15 protein-coding genes are annotated in these 18,963 nt (G+C 31.8%); 7 read left to right on the top strand and 8 right to left on the bottom strand.

The genetic code is table 11. From position 1 onward, the window contains the following. Positions 1-218: 218 nt before the first annotated feature. Complete coding sequence (locus tag IM744_RS00780; RefSeq protein ID WP_194506181.1) at positions 219-1,223, bottom strand: radical SAM protein; 1,005 nt, start codon at positions 1,221-1,223, stop codon at positions 219-221. Next, positions 1,224-2,294: an oxygen-dependent tRNA uridine(34) hydroxylase TrhO gene (gene trhO, locus IM744_RS00775; RefSeq protein ID WP_194506180.1), complete on the bottom strand. Its 1,071-nt coding sequence runs from the start codon at positions 2,292-2,294 to the stop codon at positions 1,224-1,226. 576 nt (positions 2,295-2,870) lie between these two features. Between trhO and recA the strand changes: the two genes are divergently transcribed. The 4 genes from recA (at position 2,871) to IM744_RS00755 (ending at position 6,679) form a co-directional block, all read left to right on the top strand. Then, the gene (recA, locus tag IM744_RS00770) at positions 2,871-3,875 is read left to right on the top strand and encodes a recombinase RecA (protein ID WP_194506179.1); all 1,005 of its coding nucleotides are present in this window, start codon (positions 2,871-2,873) and stop codon (positions 3,873-3,875) included. 124 nt (positions 3,876-3,999) lie between these two features. Further along, entirely contained in the window at positions 4,000-4,416 is a 417-nt protein-coding gene (locus IM744_RS00765; RefSeq protein WP_194506178.1) for a hypothetical protein, read from the top strand. Positions 4,417-4,436: 20 nt separating this feature from the next. Next, entirely contained in the window at positions 4,437-4,979 is a 543-nt protein-coding gene (locus IM744_RS00760) for an RNA polymerase sigma factor (protein WP_194506177.1), read from the top strand. Further along, positions 4,979-6,679 (top strand): hypothetical protein, encoded by a 1,701-nt coding sequence (locus IM744_RS00755; RefSeq protein ID WP_194506176.1) that lies wholly within the window; start codon positions 4,979-4,981, stop codon positions 6,677-6,679. Before IM744_RS00760 ends, IM744_RS00755 begins: the two co-directional genes overlap by 1 nt. An 80-nt stretch (positions 6,680-6,759) precedes the next feature. On the opposite strand, the gene IM744_RS00750 is transcribed toward IM744_RS00755, so the two are convergent. Further along, complete coding sequence (locus tag IM744_RS00750; protein ID WP_194506175.1) at positions 6,760-7,497, bottom strand: lysophospholipid acyltransferase family protein; 738 nt, start codon at positions 7,495-7,497, stop codon at positions 6,760-6,762. A 160-nt stretch (positions 7,498-7,657) separates the two neighbouring features. Between IM744_RS00750 and trpS the strand changes: the two genes are divergently transcribed. Beyond that, entirely contained in the window at positions 7,658-8,626 is a 969-nt protein-coding gene (trpS, locus tag IM744_RS00745) for a tryptophan--tRNA ligase (RefSeq protein ID WP_194506174.1), read from the top strand. 69 nt (positions 8,627-8,695) lie between these two features. Here the strand turns inward: trpS and IM744_RS00740 are convergent, their stop codons facing one another. Further along, positions 8,696-11,995: a T9SS type A sorting domain-containing protein gene (locus tag IM744_RS00740; RefSeq protein WP_194506173.1), complete on the bottom strand. Its 3,300-nt coding sequence runs from the start codon at positions 11,993-11,995 to the stop codon at positions 8,696-8,698. A 549-nt stretch (positions 11,996-12,544) separates the two neighbouring features. Next, complete coding sequence (gene dprA, locus IM744_RS00735) at positions 12,545-13,648, bottom strand: DNA-processing protein DprA (protein WP_194506172.1); 1,104 nt, start codon at positions 13,646-13,648, stop codon at positions 12,545-12,547. A 104-nt stretch (positions 13,649-13,752) separates the two neighbouring features. Between dprA and IM744_RS00730 the strand changes: the two genes are divergently transcribed. Further along, entirely contained in the window at positions 13,753-14,691 is a 939-nt protein-coding gene (locus IM744_RS00730) for an HU domain-containing protein (protein WP_194506171.1), read from the top strand. Positions 14,692-14,851: 160 nt separating this feature from the next. Then, positions 14,852-15,361: an acyl-CoA thioesterase gene (locus IM744_RS00725; protein WP_194506170.1), complete on the top strand. Its 510-nt coding sequence runs from the start codon at positions 14,852-14,854 to the stop codon at positions 15,359-15,361. 92 nt (positions 15,362-15,453) lie between these two features. On the opposite strand, the gene IM744_RS00720 is transcribed toward IM744_RS00725, so the two are convergent. The 3 genes from IM744_RS00720 to IM744_RS00710 are packed head-to-tail and all read right to left on the bottom strand — an operon-like array spanning position 15,454 to position 18,808. Further along, a complete protein-coding gene (locus IM744_RS00720) occupies positions 15,454-16,671 on the bottom strand; it encodes a murein hydrolase activator EnvC family protein (RefSeq protein WP_194506169.1) in 1,218 nt (405 codons plus the stop codon). A gap of 1 nt (position 16,672) precedes the next feature. Beyond that, positions 16,673-17,443: a DUF4292 domain-containing protein gene (locus IM744_RS00715; protein ID WP_194506168.1), complete on the bottom strand. Its 771-nt coding sequence runs from the start codon at positions 17,441-17,443 to the stop codon at positions 16,673-16,675. Positions 17,444-17,446: 3 nt separating this feature from the next. Beyond that, entirely contained in the window at positions 17,447-18,808 is a 1,362-nt protein-coding gene (locus tag IM744_RS00710; protein WP_194506167.1) for a tetratricopeptide repeat protein, read from the bottom strand. Between the last annotated feature and the right edge of the window lie 155 nt (positions 18,809-18,963).

Below are 18,963 nucleotides of genomic sequence, written 5' to 3'. Positions count from 1 at the left end.
ATTATATATAAAATTTGATAATGTGACTACATTATCAAATGACGATTAATGTTTCTTTTGAAATGTAAATATAAGATTATTTATTCACAAAAATAATGTAGTTGAAGTCTGTCAGTTTTGGTTTCCTTGCCAACATACAAAACAGCTCTTTTCTTAAGTATTATTTATTTGCAATCCTTACTAGGTGTTAAATTTCCGAAGAAAAAACTAACTATTTATTAATTAAACTCTATCTCGTAGTTAAGTCTATGAGATAATGTTTTAAGTTGTGATTTTGACTTAAAAATACCAGAGAACAGAAGTTGACTCCAACCAATTTTTTTAGAAAACGCATTGAACGATTCTTCTCTCCAATTAAACCCTTCTTTCCAAAATTTATTGGGTGATATATAGCAAAACGTATAATCAAACACAAAACTAGATTGATTTTCATCTTTAAGTGTTGACAATGTATTTGGAGCCATTAACAAAATATGATTAGCCTTACACTGTTCTCTTATTGATGAAATTACCGTTGGGTAATCTTTCTCTAAAGTTGAAATATCAAAATCATTATACTCTGTATTCCCAATTTTTTGAATTGGTCTTATTTGCAACATATCAAATCCTTTTGGATCAAAATGATTGAAAAAATCTTTGAGTTCGTAAAAGTTGTCTTTATTAAATGTGTAATTTATTCTAACTTTAAAATCATACGTTGATTTTAATTTTGCAAACGCTTTAAACGCATTTTGAAATTTCTCATAACTCGCTTTTTTCATAAAATTCTCATAACTCTCTTTGGTTACACCGTGTAGAGATATTGTGAATTCATTAAGTCCAGCTTTTAATAAGGCTTCTATTTTTTCTTCGGAAAGTAAATTCGCATTGGTCGTTATTGAGATATAAGGTACATTGTACTGTTTACCCAATTCTACAATTCTCACTAGATTTTTATAAAGTGTAGGCTCTGTACCACAACCAATCTGCAACTTTAAAGCGCGTTTAAAAATTGATTTTGCTACAAGGTCTAGGTCTTCATCTTTAAACTGTCCTTTTAGTGTTTTAACATAATCTTCATCTGTAAAATAACACATTTTACAACGTAAATTACATGCCATTACTGGATCTAAATTGACAGCTAAATATCTTTTATTAAATTTATGAAGTAAAAAAAGCCCTAGAAATTTAATTCTATGGCTTTTAATTTTTCTATTGAGTTGTAAAAGTTTGTAGATATTCATCTAAACTGTTTTGTCAAAGGTATCGAAAATATTTCTCAAATCTTTTTTGAATGGTAAATGGTCTGCTCTACCTTTTTTGAAAATATCATTACTATTTCCTTGACCTTTTCGAAGTGCTTTTTGCTCCTCAAAAGGTAATTTATGAATTTCCATGCAATTGGTTGAACAGCAGTTTTCCATTTGTTCTTTACAGCTGTCGCATTGTATAAACAATAAATGACAGGCTTCATTAGCACAGTTAGTATGTAAATCTGCAGGTTGACCACATTGGTGACAATTAGCAATTACATCATCACTAATTCGCTCTGATCTTCGCTCGTCAAACACAAAGTTTTTACCAATGAATTTATTTTCTAAATCATTAGATTCTACTTGTCTCACATAATTGATAATGCCTCCATCTAATTGAAACACATTTTTAAACCCTTTATGTTTGTAGTAGGCACTTGCTTTTTCGCATCTAATTCCGCCAGTACAATACATCACAAGGTTTTTATCTTCTTTATGTTCTTTTAGATCTTCTTCAATAATATCAAGCGATTCTCTAAAAGTATCTACATCTGGAGTGACTGCATTTTTAAAATGACCGATCTCACTTTCATAATGATTTCTCATATCTACCAAAACGGTGTTTGGATCTTCAATAAGCTCATTAAATTTTGAAGCGTCAACATGAACTCCTTTATCTGTAACATCAAATGTGTCATCATTGAGACCATCTGCCACAATTTTTTGTCGCACTTTGACTTTTAATTTTAAAAAGGCATAATTATCATGCTCAATAGCAATATTTAATCTTACATTTTCTAAAAAAGTAATGGTATCTAAATGGTTTTTAAAGGTGTCGAAATTTTCTGCAGGAACAGAGAGTTGTGCATTTATGCCTTCTTTAGCGACATAAATTCGTCCTAAGACTTCAAATTCATCCCATGCTAAGAACATGTGATTTCTAAAAATTTCTGTATTGTAAATTTTGGCGTACTTGTAGAAAGAGATTGTTAAGCGTTCTTTTCCCGCTTTTTCAATAAGCTCTGCTCTTTCTTTAGCACTTAAGTTATTGTACAGTTGCATGCTATACTAATTTTTAAGGTTAAAAAATGAAAACGCAAAGATAGGGAAAGTTTTAATGTTAATGAAAACGCATAAAAAAGCCCTGCGGATTTGAAAAAACAGGGCTTTTTTAGAGGACTAACTCGTTATTAATATTTTTAATTTTGTCTTAAAAATACATAACGAGTTAGCCTCCATCGGCTTTACAATTACTGTTTACAACAACAGCTATTGAAGAGCCTGACGTATTATTTAAAATAGTTTTTCTAAAAAATCTCATTTTTAATAAGAATTTAAATTTAATGGATATGCCTTACTCTATAGATTTCATTAAAAATTATGATGTTCTAAAACACATAAAACTAAGTCGCACACTTTTTAAATTAATAAAAAGTACAAAGTTTTTAATTTCAATTTATCAATAACCTTTAAACTCATTTACAGATTTAAAGCTTCTTTTTCATAGCAAGATTTCCCAATCTCAATTAGTAGATGCAAAAAGTTTAAAAAGGTTGCGTCATAAGTCAAAAAAAAATAAAAGATGTTGTATTTTAGCTAACCGTTTTAAACGGAGATTAATTTTATAAAAACAAGAAAATGAGCAGTGAAAAAGACGCAAAATTAAAAGCATTAAAATTAACTTTAGATAAACTTGATAAAGCCTACGGAAAGGGAACAGTAATGAAAATGAGCGACCAAGCTGTCGTAGATGTTGAAGCTATTTCTTCTGGATCTTTAGGTTTAGATATTGCCTTAGGAGTTGGTGGATATCCTAGAGGACGAGTTGTTGAAATATATGGACCAGAATCTTCTGGTAAAACAACTTTAACATTACATGCCATCGCTGAAGCTCAAAAGGCTGGAGGTATTGCTGCATTTATTGACGCAGAGCATGCTTTTGATCGTTTTTATGCTGGGAACCTAGGTGTAGATATAGACAACCTCATCATCTCACAACCTGATAATGGTGAACAAGCATTAGAAATCGCAGATAATTTAATACGATCTGGTGCTATTGACATTGTTGTTATTGACTCGGTTGCTGCATTAACACCAAAAAGTGAAATTGAAGGTGAAATGGGAGATTCTAAAATGGGATTACATGCTCGTTTAATGTCTCAAGCACTTAGAAAATTAACAGGATCTATTAGTAAAACAAATTGTACGGTAATATTCATTAACCAGTTACGTGAAAAAATTGGTGTTATGTTTGGTAATCCAGAAACAACAACTGGTGGTAATGCCTTAAAATTTTATGCTTCTGTACGTTTAGATATTCGTCGTTCTACACAAATTAAAAATACAGATGGAGGTGTCATGGGTAATAAAACCAGAGTTAAGGTTGTTAAAAACAAAGTAGCTCCACCTTTTAGAATGTGTGAATTTGATATCATGTATGGCGAAGGGATTTCTAAAGTAGGAGAAATATTAGATGTTGCTGTAGAGCAAGAAATTATTAAAAAGAGTGGCTCATGGTTTAGTTATGGCGAAACCAAATTAGGTCAAGGTAGAGATGCTGTAAAAGCTTTGATAAAAGATAATCCAGAATTAATGGATGAGCTTGAAGGAAAAGTTCGAGCAAATATCAATTCTAAAGACTAAATAACGCATTCATAAATAAAAAAATCCCTCTTTTTGGGATTTTTTTTGTTTTTAGACGCAACCTTTTTAAACTTTTTGTATCTACATGATGAAATCATATATGTTTCGTAATTAATTTATATAAATGAAGAAGATTTTTTTATTAAGCTTTTTAATAGTGTTATTAGCATCCTGCACTCCTGATGACAGTCAGCCGAGTTTTCATTATGATGTTTTACCAATTGAGAGTGTTACAATTCCACAAGAATTTCAATTTGGTGAAGTTTATGAAATAGGTGTTACTTATTTTAGACCATCTGGTTGTCATATATTTAATAATTTCTATTATGAAATAGATGGTAATGAACGAATAGTTGCTGTAATTAATACTGTTTATGACAATCAAGATTGTGACATTTATGAGCCAGAAGAAAATGAAATAGAAGTCTCATTTAACTTTCAAGTTAATAGTTTTGACACCTATACTTTTAAGTTTTTTCAAGGACAAGATGATAATGAAAATGATCTCTACTATATCGTAGAAGTTCCCGTTGTAGAATAAATTAATTAAACCAAAATTATGTGAGTTTAGACCAACTCATTAAAGGCTGTAAACGTAATGATACTCAAGCTCAAAGTCAATTATACAAGCTATATGCTAGTAAATTGTTTTCGGTTTGCTTGAAGTATTCGCGCAATTATGTTGAGGCCGAAGATAATTTGCAAGATGCCTACTTAACGATTTTTAAAAAGATTGGCCAGTTTAAAAGTCAAGGATCGTTAGAAGGTTGGATGAAACGTATTACCATCAATACTGCTTTACAACGGTATAGAAGTGCTGGTGTTTTTGACATTGTAAATGAAGATCAAATTGAAGATGTAACCGTAGAAGTTGATGACGATGATATGAGCATTGATTATCTGCTAAACATCATTCAAGATTTACCAGATCGTTACAGATTGGTATTTAATTTATATGCCTTAGATGATTACTCGCATAAAGAAATTGCTGCGATGTTAACTATTTCTGTAGGCACATCAAAATCAAATTTAGCGAGAGCTCGTTTGATTTTAAAAGAGAAAATAAAACAATATAAAGCGAGTCCCAATTCGCAAAGCATATAATGAGTGAAAAAAAACACATAGACAAACTCTTTAAAGAGCAACTCAAAGATTTTGAGGTTGCTCCTAGTGATGCTGTCTGGGAAAACATTGAGCTAGAACTCAATAAGGATAAACGAAAGCGTAGAGTAATCCCAATTTGGTGGAGATTCGCAGGAGTAGCTGCTGCTCTAATATTGATGTTTACTGTTGCTCATTCGTTATTTAATGAATCTGACAATACAGTAGATAAGGAAATTGTTGATACAGAAAACTCTAACAATAACTCAACAAACAACGATACTAAAACAAATGGTTCTGAATTAAATACTTCGGAAGGTTTAGATAAAAATCCTATTGTAGATCGCGAAAATAATTCTGAACAAGATCTTGAAGAACATAAAAACAATACACTTCAAAATAAACTCATAACATCTGATAAGTCAGACAACAACAACAACAACAACAACAACAACAACAACAACAACAACAACAACAACAACAACAATAATACGCCTCAAAATAAGCTTACAACCTCTAAAGCAGACAATAAAACGAGTGTGACGATTTCCGAAGAGAAAAAGAAGCAAGAAATTGATAAGAATCTTAACGAGACGCATAAAAACAAATCGATTATTAAGAACAAATCATTACAACGTGATGCAGTAGTTTCTAATAAAAACAAAAGTCTTAAGAACGATAAGGAAAATAATAGCAACCTAAAAAACAAAAATGCTATTGCAAAAAACTCTAATAAAGATACGCCTCAAGATATTAATCTTAAAAACGATATTAGAAAGGATAAATCTGAAATTGATAAACTCATAAAAAAACTTAAGACAGAAAAATCAACTCAAGTTACCAATTCCAATACCTCGGAAAAGGAAAATAACGAAACGTTGATTGATACAACAAAAGCATTAGAAAAAGACGAGAACGCTATAGAAAAAGCAATTGCTCAAACTGAAACAGAAGACAACGAAAAGATTAAAGATTCTATTGATCCGTTATCAAAACGCTGGAGTATTGCTCCAAATATGGCTCCTGTCTATTTTAATACTTTAGGTAATGGATCTTCAATTGATGAGCAATTTGTAGATAATACTAAAGAAGGAGAGGTTAATGTAAGTTATGGTATCAAAGGCTCTTATGCTATCAATAAAAAATTTACCATTAGAGCAGGAGTTAACAAAGTTAATTTAGGATATTCTACTAATAATGTGGTTGCTTTTAATAACCCAAATGGATCTAGTACGAGTCGTGCTTTACAAAATATATCTTCTAACGATTCTACAACGACTTATATAAGCGCTAATAATTTTAGTTTCGCAACAGGTCCAGAAGTATTGTTTATAAAAGAACAAGGGTCAATTAGCCAACAATTAGGGTTTATTGAAGTACCTATAGAGCTAGAATATAATGTGCTTGACAAAAAAATTGGGTTAAACCTTATTGGTGGTTTTAGTACGTTATTTTTAAGTGATAATGATGTCTATTCTGTTGAAAATAATGGTACCAAAACACGACTAGGCGAAGCATCTAATATTAATGATATGAGTTATAGTGCCAATTTTGGAATTGGGATTAACTATAATATTTCAAAACAATTACGATTTAATCTTGAACCCACGTTCAAGTATCAAATAAACACTTTTAATAATACGTCTGGAGATTTTCAACCATTTTTTATTGGTGTTTATACAGGACTTAGTTTTAGATTTTAAGTTTTTTAGTTGGTTAGATAATTATTGCAAAAAGCAATAATGACGAAAAGCTACTCCGTGCCAGGAGTAGCTTTTTTGTTTTAATTATTAAATGTATTCAATTGATTTAAAATTAATTGACGTGCTTGAGCATTTAATGGTTTTGTATCTGCAACCTTTAATCCTTCCGTAGAAATAAAATGATGCTTTTTTGCTCTCATTACTCCCGGACCTCCACTTAAAAACGTATAAGAAAATCGCTTTTTATTATCACCAAATGTAATAGGTACAATTGGGATTTGATGATTGATAGCCATTCTAAAAGCACCATCTTTAAAATCATCTAATATAATGCTTTCATCTGGTACACCACCTTCTGGAAAAATACAAATACTCATGCCTTGTTTCAGTCTGCGTTGTGCTCTTAAGAATACGGTTTGTCTGCTTTTTGCATCATTTCTATCCACCAAAATACTGGTGCGTTTGTAGAAAAATCCAAATAACGGAATCTTTGCCAACTCTGCCTTACCAACAAATACAAACGGGTTTTTAACCGTCACCAACATCAACATAATGTCTGCCATTGAGGTGTGATTTGCAACAAACATGTAGCTTTCTTTTTTCTTCGGAATTTCCTCACGCTCAATCTTAACCCTAAAACCCATCCCTAATAATATGAACCAGGCCCAAAGTCGAGCAATTCTAAAAAATAATGGATACCAGGACTCTTTCAAAATTGATATTATCAATATTGGGAAAAATACAATAATTGGTATTGCTACTAATATGTAGAACCAAATGCGATATAACGTGTAGAATATATTCTTAAAAATCTTCATTGGGCTCAAAACTACTTAAATTAATTCAACATTTCTACTAAAAAAATTACCTTTGCTGACGATATAGTTCTAAGTTAGAAGACTGAAGACTGAAAAAGAACATACTATATCAAACGCTTAAATTAATTAAAATGAAATACCTGCTTTTGCAGGCATTATTATGGCAAGAATACTCACAGGAATACAAAGTACAGGAACACCACATTTAGGAAATATCTTAGGAGCTATTTTTCCAGCAATACAAATGGCTAATGATCCTAAAAATGAGTCGTATTTATTCATCGCTAATTTGCATACATTAACTCAAATTAAAGATGGAGAGACCTTACGTAACAACACCTATTCTACTGCTGCTACTTGGTTAGCTTTTGGATTGGATGTTGAAAAAACGGTGTTTTATCGTCAAAGTGATATTCCTCAAGTGACAGAATTGGCTTGGTATTTAAATTGTTTTTTTCCGTATAAACGATTAAAGTTAGCTCACGGATTTAAAGACAAAGCAGACCGTTTAGATGACGTTAATTCTGGATTATTTATGTATCCAATGCTTATGGCTGCAGATATTTTATTGTATGATGCAGAAATTATTCCAGTAGGAAAAGATCAATTGCAACATATAGAAATGACTCGTGATGTTGCATCTCGTTTTCATGCACAAATGGGAGAAACTTTTGTACTACCAGAAGGTAAAGTACAAGAAAACACCATGCTCATTCCTGGAACTGATGGTGAAAAAATGAGTAAAAGTAGAAACAACTTTATCAATATCTTCTTACCAGAAAAGAAACTACGCAAGCAAATAATGTCTATTGAAACCGATAGCACACCTCTTGAAGACCCAAAAGATTGGTCAACTTGTAACTGCTTTGCGCTTTATGATTTATTAGCTTCAGAAGATGAAATCAATACCATGAAAGCCAATTACGAAAATGGTAATTATGGTTATGGTCACGCAAAACAGGCTTTATATGAATTAATACTTTCTAAATTTTCTACGGAAAGAGAACGTTACAACCACTATATGTCTAACCTCAACGAAATTGATGATGCACTAGCTATTGGAGCTGAAAAAGCTAAGAAAGTTGCTAATGAAGTTTTGAATCGTGTTCGTGGTAAGGTTGGGTATTAAAAAATACTTAAAAAAAAAGACCTCTGTAATAATTACAGAGGTCTTTTTTTTTAAAACGAAATTAACCGTTTAGTTCATTATTTTCTTTGTCACAAGAGTATCACCTTCTAAAGTTATAGAAACAATGTATACTCCTTTAGAAAAGAGAAAGCTTTCATCTATAGTATTACTTTCCCCATTAAGTTTATAAGAAGCCACTTGTCGTCCGTTTAAATCATAAACTTTAATGTCTTTAATACCTTTTAAAGATTTTACATGCAATATGTCATTATGAACATAAGCAAAAATGTTAGAAGCAGAAACATCGCTAATAGAAAGAGTTGAAGCGGTATACCTAAGAACAAGACGATCATTGAACACGCCTGCTTCTCCTGTAAAAGAGTATGGAGATACTCTTAAGTCATGAATCACACCTGAGTAAGTATCTTCTATATAGATACTCTGTCCCTGATCTACAAACAAGCTTCCTTTTAAATTATCAATACCAATTTTATAAATCCCGCTTTCAATTAACTCAAAACCTAAAGGCACAATATCACTATCTTCAAATGGTAAAGGACGACCTTGTATCACCATATTATCTTCATCAATCATAGAATACAAACTAAATCCATCATTATTAGTATAGGCATCGTATAATCTATCTTTTTCAGTAGTTGCTCCATTTACATATCCTATTAAAGTAGTAGAAGACACATTACTTTCATTTACTAAACTTAACCATACTAACTCCTTTTCTGTTTGTACTGTAGTCGCTTCTGAGCTACTTCTAAGAAACTGTGAATTATCATAAGAAATTTCTCCACTACCGTAGCGCATTTCATTGGTAAAATTTATTGAACTCGTATTTGGCGAAGCATCGTCAACATTTACAAAAAACCCTTGTCCTGAAGCAATATTTCCATCAAACAAATCATCTGGGTTTGAAGCACCAACACCATTATAAGTTACATATTGATTCCCATAATTATATGAGAAATCTTGATAAAATGGATTATTTACAGAATTTGAAGCTTCTGAATTATGTAACCATAAATCCACACGACCTTCAATTGTCGGATTGTCGAGAATAAAATCATTTACATTTAAAGCAGAAGGGTAAGGATTCCCAATTAAATTCCAATTTTTGTTTTCTTCATCGGCTACAAATCCAGTTGTTTTAAATACATCAACCTCTATGTTTCCGTTATTTGGTACACCTACAAATTCTGATGTAAAACCTGTAGAAACAGAAGCATTTTCTATCCTTATGATATAACCTTCACCAGGAGCCATAATTGTATTAGCTGCAGACACCCAATTACCCGCTTGTCCATTGGCATTAGTTTGATTTACACTCCACTGATATGTCGGCATATTTGAAATACCTGAAACGTTAAAATCTGCAACAGGTGTAGACCAATAGACATAGTCGTTTGGATGTAAAGTACTAGCCTCTACTTTTCTTTTTACTTTAATTGCACCACTATTTTCATTCGTAGTAACGTTTTTAATCTGCACTAGACTAGCATCATCTTCTAAAGTAAAAGTTCCTGCAGCTACAGAAAGCACAATATTACCCTCATCATCTGTATAAGTTGGTGTTTCTGCCTCAACCGTTATATTATTATAAAGTTTAATAGTTGATCCAGACGGAATAACAACATTTTTTCCTGCAGGTACCGTACAATCACAACCTATTAAATCACCAGATTTATTATAATCATCCGTAAAAATCAAATTTTTATCCTCTTGATTGATAGCTATTCCTGTGTAAATAGGCGCTAGTATCCAATCTGTACCATTCCAATATGTTGGAGTTCCACCTTCATTAACAGTAAAAGGAACCTCAATTGCTCCATACTCATTTTTAAGTCTTACCTTATAAATCAAGTTTGCTAAATCACTTGCAGACAAACCTGCAGGTATTGTAAAAGAAGTTGATGTTTCAGATGATAATGGTTGATAATTCTTATACCATTGATATGATATAGTTTCATCAGAATCTCCTGTAGCTTCATCTACAATTCCAAAAGCATTGAAAGTTAATGCCGAAGTAGTTGGAAGTCTACAAACATATCGAGACACAGGAGCTTCATCAATTTGAGGAGATTTAATTTCAAAAGCAGCCTTATTGTATGCCATAAAAGCTACATCAGAAGACCCTCCGGCTCCCATATTAATACTATTAACATCTGTAATATTAGAATTATTTAGACCAAAATCTTCAAGCTTAAAAGCAGCCATTCTAAAGGGTCTATGTTCTTGAGTACCAAAAGACTCATGAACAGGATAAGAATTTTCATAAGTCACTCCAGAAGATAAATCTAACCTATATAAATCTAATCTCCACTCATATAATCTAGGACTACTTCCAAACGCAAGTTTAACAGGTGTCCCTACAACATTGCCATCAATATCAGAATAATAATACACATCACTTCCTCCTGGTTGTGCCATTTGTGTTATTATTAAATCTGGAGTATCATCAAGAGCTCCAACTTGTCCATTTCCACTAAAAAACTTAATATCTGCATTTTTATTGAAATTGGTAATCCCAGTACCCATATCTAAACCATTTACGCCATCAATAATTACATCATAAACTGTTGCTAATACAGAACTATTTAAAACTCTATCATTGATTTGATTATCAATTTTATCTGCCATTGCCAAATAATTAGCTGAATGAGGCTTTCCACTAACACCATTCGAAGAATAAGCATTAAAAACTTGACTATTGTATACTGTATTATCAGATATATCAACTCCGAGATCTGTTAATTCACTTTCTAATAAGGCATCATCAACACCAGTTGTAAAAATAATGTCACCACTTCCATAATTCATTTTAAATCCTAATAAATCATGATTATCATTTGGCCAAGTTGACTTCCCTGCAGCACTAGAAGATGAACTCCAATCTGACGATTTCCAAAAACCAACACCATCATTGTTTTGATCCCAAGTAGTATAAACTTCTAAAACCATATTCTCACTAGTTGACCCTAGAGCCTTATAGACTGGAGCAATATAATTAATATTAGTATCAACTCCTGTGTTAAACGTAACACCAGTAATCGAAAGTGTTTTACTACTATTTGAACCACTATTTATAGTAATCACAAAAGTCATTTCAGTGTCACTAACCAGAGTTCTTGTGCTTAGTATTGAAGAGCTTTCACTTCCATTTAATTTTATCTCATCTCTCATTGCAGTTGTAAACCCTGTACCAATAATAGTAACTTTACTACTGGTAGTCACTCGTGTAGGAAATACATTAGTTACAGTCTGGGCCATAACTATAGATGGAAATACTAGAAAATTGGCTAAAACAAAAAACTGCAATAAACCAAGACATTTTAAAGCGCGTGTAATTTTTAACGACATAAGTAGGATATTTATTTAATATTAAGCTTTACCATAAATATTTTAGTTGATAAAACAGTATTTTTAATTTATTTCAATGAGGGAAGGGTAACACTAATAATTTTATTACTGGTAACAACTTGCGTATAGAACACATTTGTTACTGTTTGTAATAAAAAGGACATGATTAGTAAAAGGAGATTGTAGAAATATTTTCATAGGTTATTATAATAAAAAACAGTTTTGAAATGATATATACATGAAAACATGCAATTCAAAAATATCTATTCAAAATTAATTTAGGTTTGGGACTACAAAAATGAGGCAAATAATACTATGACCAAAATAAACTAGTTGACGTGTAAGTAAATTCCGTTTAATGTAATTTTGAAAGAAGGTTCTAATTACTACTAACTTCTAGTAGCATAAAAAACACATCAAAACTATTATATGCCTAATCTCTACGAAATTAATGATGCATTAGCTATTGGGACAGAAAGCGCAAAGATTGTGTTTAAACCTCTTCGTAAAAGGGGTGGGTATTAATAAATCCCTGCGAAGACACGAATGCTAAACCAGCTCAAACAATTTCCCAGGCAAAGGTCTAGTAACTCCTTTTAATTCCATTTGTAGAAGTAAACCTGCTACTTTAAAGGTTGGAAGCTCACATTGTACAGCAATGACATCTAATAACTGCGCATCCTTATCTTTTAAAAAATTATAAATCGCTTTTTCTTCGGAATTTAGCTCCACAAATAACTGTTTTTGAATTGCAGGTTTTTCGTTCTTTTCTAATTGCCAATTAAGCAAATAAGGAACATCCATAGGATTTGACAACAAATGTGCTTGTTGCGTTTTTATCAAATTATTACAACCTATACTTTGACTATCATTTGCACGACCAGGAACCGCAAATACATCTTTACCATAAGAATTGGCAATATCTGCAGTAACAAGACTACCTCCTTTTTCGGCAGATTCTATTACAATCGTTGCTTCGCTCATACCAGCAATGATGCGATTACGTTTTAAAAAGTTGTTTCTGTCAAAAGAATCTGAACTCCAGAAATCAGTGAGGAATCCACCGTTTTCTTCAACTTCAGTCATGTATCTTTTATGCGTTTTAGGGTAAATTTGATTCAATCCATGAGCCAAACAACCTATCGTTTGAAGATTGTGTTTAATTGCAGCTTTTTGTGCTGTGATATCTGTACCATAGGCAAAACCAGAAACTATAATAGGATCAAAAGGAGCGAGTTGCTCAATCAGTTTTTCACAGAATGCAACTCCGTAAGTCGTGATTTTTCTAGTCCCAATAACACTTATAATGCGTTTTTGTTTGAGGTTGACATTACCAACTTGAAATAATAAAATAGGACTGTCAATACAATGTTTTAATCGTTCAGGATAATTTTCATCACTAAAGTATAAACACGTGATATCATTTTCTTTAATAAAACGGAGTTCATTTTCGGCTTCTTTTATATGTTTAGGATCAAAAATACTTTTAATTGTGGTGGCTCCTATCCCATCAATTTTTAGAAGATTATTTTGAGTTTCTTTCAAAACATTTTCCGCAGAACCACAGTGATTAATCAGTTTTTTAGCAGTAATATCTCCAATTTTAGGAACATGTTGTAGCGCTAAAACATAAATTAAATCTTGATCTGTCATTCTATTTAGTTGATTTATAAGTTACAAGTAACAACTTTTTAGACTGTTAATAAATACTTGAGATGATGTTTTATTGGCGTTTAAAAATTTATAACTTTGTTTTTATGCAATTAGAGACTTACATCAGCGATTTATTATATAGATACGATTGTGTTATTGTGCCTCAGTTTGGAGCCTTTTTAACGCATCGTGTTTCAGCAAAATTAAACGAAACCACACATTCTTTTTATCCGCCAAAAAAGACATTGTCTTTTAATGAGCAATTACAAACTAATGATGGTCTTCTTGCCAACTACATCGCTGAAGTTGAAAAAGTACCATACCTCGTTGCTGTAGAAAAAATTGCCAAACAAGTAAAATCTATCAAATCGTACTTAATTGAAAGCGAAACCATAGAACTTAATAATATTGGTGATTTAATTTTAAATAAAGAAGGTAACATCAATTTTGAACCTTCTAACCACATCAATTATCTTACAGATGCTTTTGGTTTGTCGCCATTTAAGACTGCTCAAGTTACTAGAGAAGTATATAAAGAAACTGTTGAAGCGGTAGAAAAAGTGATCCCAATTGCGATTACTCCAGAAAAACGTAAAAGCAGACCCTATCTTAAATATGCAGCCATTGGTTTAATCTTTTTAACTGCTGGAGGTTTTGTTGCTTCTAATTACTACGGAAAACAAGTTGATACTCACAATCAAATTGCGCAAGAAGAAGCTAATGAACAATTAGATGCTAAGGTACAAGAAGCGACTTTTGTAATTAATAGTCCGTTGCCGGCTGCAACACTTCAAGTAGAGAAAAAGATTGGTAATTACCATATTGTTGCTGGTGCTTTTCGTGTAGAAGCAAACTCTGACAAGAAAGTACAGCAATTAAAAGATAAAGGCTTTAAAGCTCGTAAAATTGGCATGAACCGCTACGGACTTCACGAAGTTGTATATTCTAGTCACACAGATAGAATTGAAGCTTTAAATGCTTTACGCGCTATTAAAAGTACTCAGAATCGTGATGCTTGGTTGTTGGTTAAAGCTTTAGATTAATTTAAAAAGCGAGACTTTGGAGATTCTACATTTCCGAAGTGAAAACATATCATTTAACAAAAACTTAAATCGCTTATCTAAGCGACAAAATCATCTTACCTTTGCATTTTTAAACAAAGCATGACTTTTTATGCTTCGGAAATTTTAAAACTACCCTTTAATGGAATCAAGAACTGCATTTCAGTCTAAAACAATCATGACCGATTTGGTTTTACCTAGTGAAACTAACCCTATAAATAATCTTTTTGGTGGTGAATTATTAGCACGTATGGATCGTGCTGCGAGTATTGCTGCACGTCGTCATAGTAGACGAATTGTCGTTACTGCTGCTGTAAATCACGTAGCTTTTAATAGATCTATTCCTTTAGGAAGTGTGGTTACTGTAGAGGCAAAAGTCTCTAGAGCTTTTTCTAGTTCTATGGAGGTTTTTTTGGATGTTTGGATAGAAGATAGAGAGTCTGGTGAGTGCATAAAAGCTAATGAAGCTATTTACACGTTTGTAGCTGTAGATGAAACTGGTCGTCCTGTTAAAGTACCTGAATTAATAGCAGAAACTAAATTAGAAAAAGAGCGTTATGATGCAGCATTGCGTCGTAAACAATTAAGCTTGGTTGTTGCTGGTAAAATGAAAGCAGCAGATGCTACTGAGTTGAAGGCTTTGTTTATATAGTTTGAAAATCAATGATGATGAGATTCTGAAATCAAAGATTCATGAATACCTTAATTTTCAGAATAAACAAGTTCAGAATGACGTAAATGTTATTACATTTTGTAAATCCAACCTGCTGGATTTTCAGGTTTGGAGTCTTTAAAAACACCAAATCCTAACATGGTTTCTCCTGCGTTGTTTGTGAACACTTCTCCTATTTCTTGCTTTGCAGAAATTTTATCTCCTTTACGAACGTATACTTTTGATAAGTTTCTATACGCTGTAATGTAATTACCATGTCTAATTAAAACTGTAGGGTTAGAATTCTTTTGTCCTGCAACCGCTAATACTTCTCCTCCAAAAACAGCTCTTACTTTTGCATTTCTTTCTGTTGCTATTCGTACACCATTACTATTAATTTTGACTGATGGATCAATTGGAGATGGTTGTGTACCAAAACGTACTTTAACCACACCTTTCTCTACTGGCCAAGGTAATTTTCCTTTATTACCTATAAAATTCTTTGCAACTAATTTTTCTTCTGGTGTTAATGCAAACCCTTTTGAAGATTTAGATTTTCCTGCCTTTTTATTTGACGCTGCAATCGCTTCTCTAACCAATCTATCAATCTCTTTATCGATAGCACTAATTTCTTGTTGTTTCTTTTTAATCTTAGATGAATAAGAACTTAAATTTTGTCGTATTGAAGCCATCAATTGATCTTGCTCTTTGAGCTCTTTTTCTAATTCTTTTTTAGCTGCTCTGTTTTCTACGATGAGTTTATCCTTATCTCCTTTTTGACGTAATAAGTCTGTGTTTAGTTCTTGGAGTTTTGTGGTTTTCCCTTTTATTAAATCGCCTTGCTCCTTTTGATAATCTGCGTATTGTTTAATATACTGAAGACGTTTGTAGGCTTGTTTAAAATCATCTGATGATAATAAAAACATCACCCGACTTTGCTCAGATTTGTTTTTATAAGATTTGACTATCATTTCAGAATAGTCTTTTTTGAGTGCTGTTAATTGATCTCTTAAACTCGATATTTCGTTTTGGTTGGTATTAATTTCTCGAGTCAATAAATTGGCTTGATCGTTGGTGATTTTAATTAAATTACGTCTTGTGTTTACTTTCAGATTAAGATCTTCAACTAATGAAAGAACACCCTTTTCTTCCTTTTTATCTTTAGAATAGAGACTATTAAGTATATTTAATTGCTTCTGAATTTGAACACGTTTAGCCTCTAATGCTTTTTGTTTAGCACTTTGTGCTTCCGAAGTAAAACTATTCAGAAGTAAAAAAAGAAACAGTATGTAGGTAATTTTATATCGCATTTTATAATATTATTTCTTCAAAACCTGAAGGGATTTTAAACGGAAATCGTATCTCTTCATTGACAGAAACCGACTTGTATTCCATCAAAACATTGAGTTCTTCACTATCTTCTACTGCAATAATCTTAATATTTTGCGGTAACACTTCTTTATCAACTTCCTGATATCCTGTATAATCTATTTGAAGAAACCGTTTTTTTAAGGGTTGCATTAATTGCTGAGAATCCATTTTAAAATGTGATGGATTAAACAATAAAAATAACTCTAATAATGCATTTTGGTTTTTAGGTTGAAGAATGTATGATGTTTCGTTATTAGAAATGACATACGTGTCCTCTTTTAAATCAAAAAGCGATTCTCCAATTAGCAAGCTTTGTACTTTCTCAAAGTTTAATTCTACACCCAATAAATCACTTAATAATTTGTAGTCACCATCAAAATATTGGTTATTGATTTTATCATAAAACTGAACACGATCTGGTGTAATCATTGCTCTTGCTAAACCTAAAGTGGCACTTAACCAAATGGTTTTATCTTTTTCCATTCTTAGGTTTAGAGAATATGATGATTCTTTGAGACCATCTATAATATCAATCTTTACCTTAGCTTGTAGCGTTTTAAATTTAGCTTCCTGCTTACCATTTTCTCTAATTAATTGTTTTGCTGTCAACTTAGAATCTACCTCACCATTAGCAACGATACTTCGTGCTGACTTGCAAGAAACTCCCAACATTAAGAGAAAGCAGGCTATACCAATTTTTAAAATCCTCATATATTATTGATCTTTCAATAAGGCTTCTGCCTTTTTAGCAAACGTTTGAGATTGACTAATATTATTTAATTGTTTGTGCGATTCGCTTAACTGCTTGTAGAAGTCTGCTTCCATTTTTGGGTTTTCAACTAAGAAATCTAAACCTATTTCTAAGCTTTCAATGGCTTTTTCTGGTTGTTTTAGTTTATTATTTGCTACACCATTAATTAAATATAATATGGGTTGAGATGGAAAGATATCTAAAGCTTCTTTGCTTTTAGCTACTGCCTCTTTATCCTTATTTAAATCTATTTGAAGCAAGAGTACATCTCTAATGGTTTTAAATTGATTAGGTTCTTGTTGTAACGCTTCTTCGTAATAATTTAATGCTTTTACTTTGTCGTTAGATTTCAAATAATAGTCACCCAATTCTAATAATGTTTTCACACTCTTATCTTCACTTATTAAGGATGTAATCTCTACTAAATCTGCTTCGTACTGTGGGTTTTTACCAACAAATTTCACAAAATCATTAAGCACTTTTGTTTTCGCTTCTGGTTTTATGACAGGACTTGTTAATACTACTTTCATTGATTTGATAGCATTACCAGTATCGTTTTCATCCAAATAAAACTTATATAATGCTAAATGCACTAATTGTGATTCTGGATTAAGTTTTAGCAAACGCTTTGCAGCATCAAATGCTTTTTGAGTTTCTCCTGTTTCACTGTAACGATAAATAAGACGAAGATAGTTAGACTCGTCTTCTGGATTGCTCTTAACTCGTTCTTCAAGATTTTCTATACGATCTTCATTGTTACCTGTTATATTGTAAATTTGATTACGTAGATAATCTCTGTCTTCACTATAACCCAATTTTGAATCCATTTCGTCCAAAATCTTTAATGCGTCTTTATATTTTTCTAACTGAATATATAACGATGCCAAATCTTGCTTATAATCTGGATGATATTGAACAAGTTGCTTTACTGTTTTAAGCGCTTTGTTCATATCATTTTGCTGAATATAAACACCATACAACTCATCTAAAAACCATTCATTTTCTGGAGACTTTGAAACTGCTTTTTTAAATGCATCTTCTGCAGCTCCAAAGTTTTTAAGCTGCATGTAGTTTTTCCCTAATTCAAAATACAAGACAGGATCGCTATCATTCATCTCAATACAAATTAAGAGTGCATCTGCAGATTTTTGATAGTTCTCAATCCCTTTTTGTTTCAAGGCTTCAAAGAAATATTCTTGAAATTTATCTTCAAAATTTCCTAAATCGTCATCTGGACGCTTGTTGAAATCAACTTGCGCGTAGGTGTTCTGCGGAAGCATAAATATTCCGAAGAAAAAAAGCAGAATGTATAATTTAGTTTTCATATTCATTTCCCTTAAAAAAGGGAATCTCAGTTATTCTTAGGGTTAAAGCGTTTTTAAATTTTATGCTAAAAAATCCAAAATTTATTAAATAGGTTTTTATCTTAAAGTTTACTGTTCAAATTTTATTCCAAGTTTACTAAAGAGATTCCTGCCTT

This window comes from Psychroserpens luteus (assembly GCF_015319355.1).
GTDB classification, from domain to species: Bacteria; Bacteroidota; Bacteroidia; order Flavobacteriales; family Flavobacteriaceae; genus Psychroserpens; species Psychroserpens luteus.
Note: the sequence above shows the minus strand (reverse complement) of the source record. Positions and strands in the feature narration are given on the sequence as shown.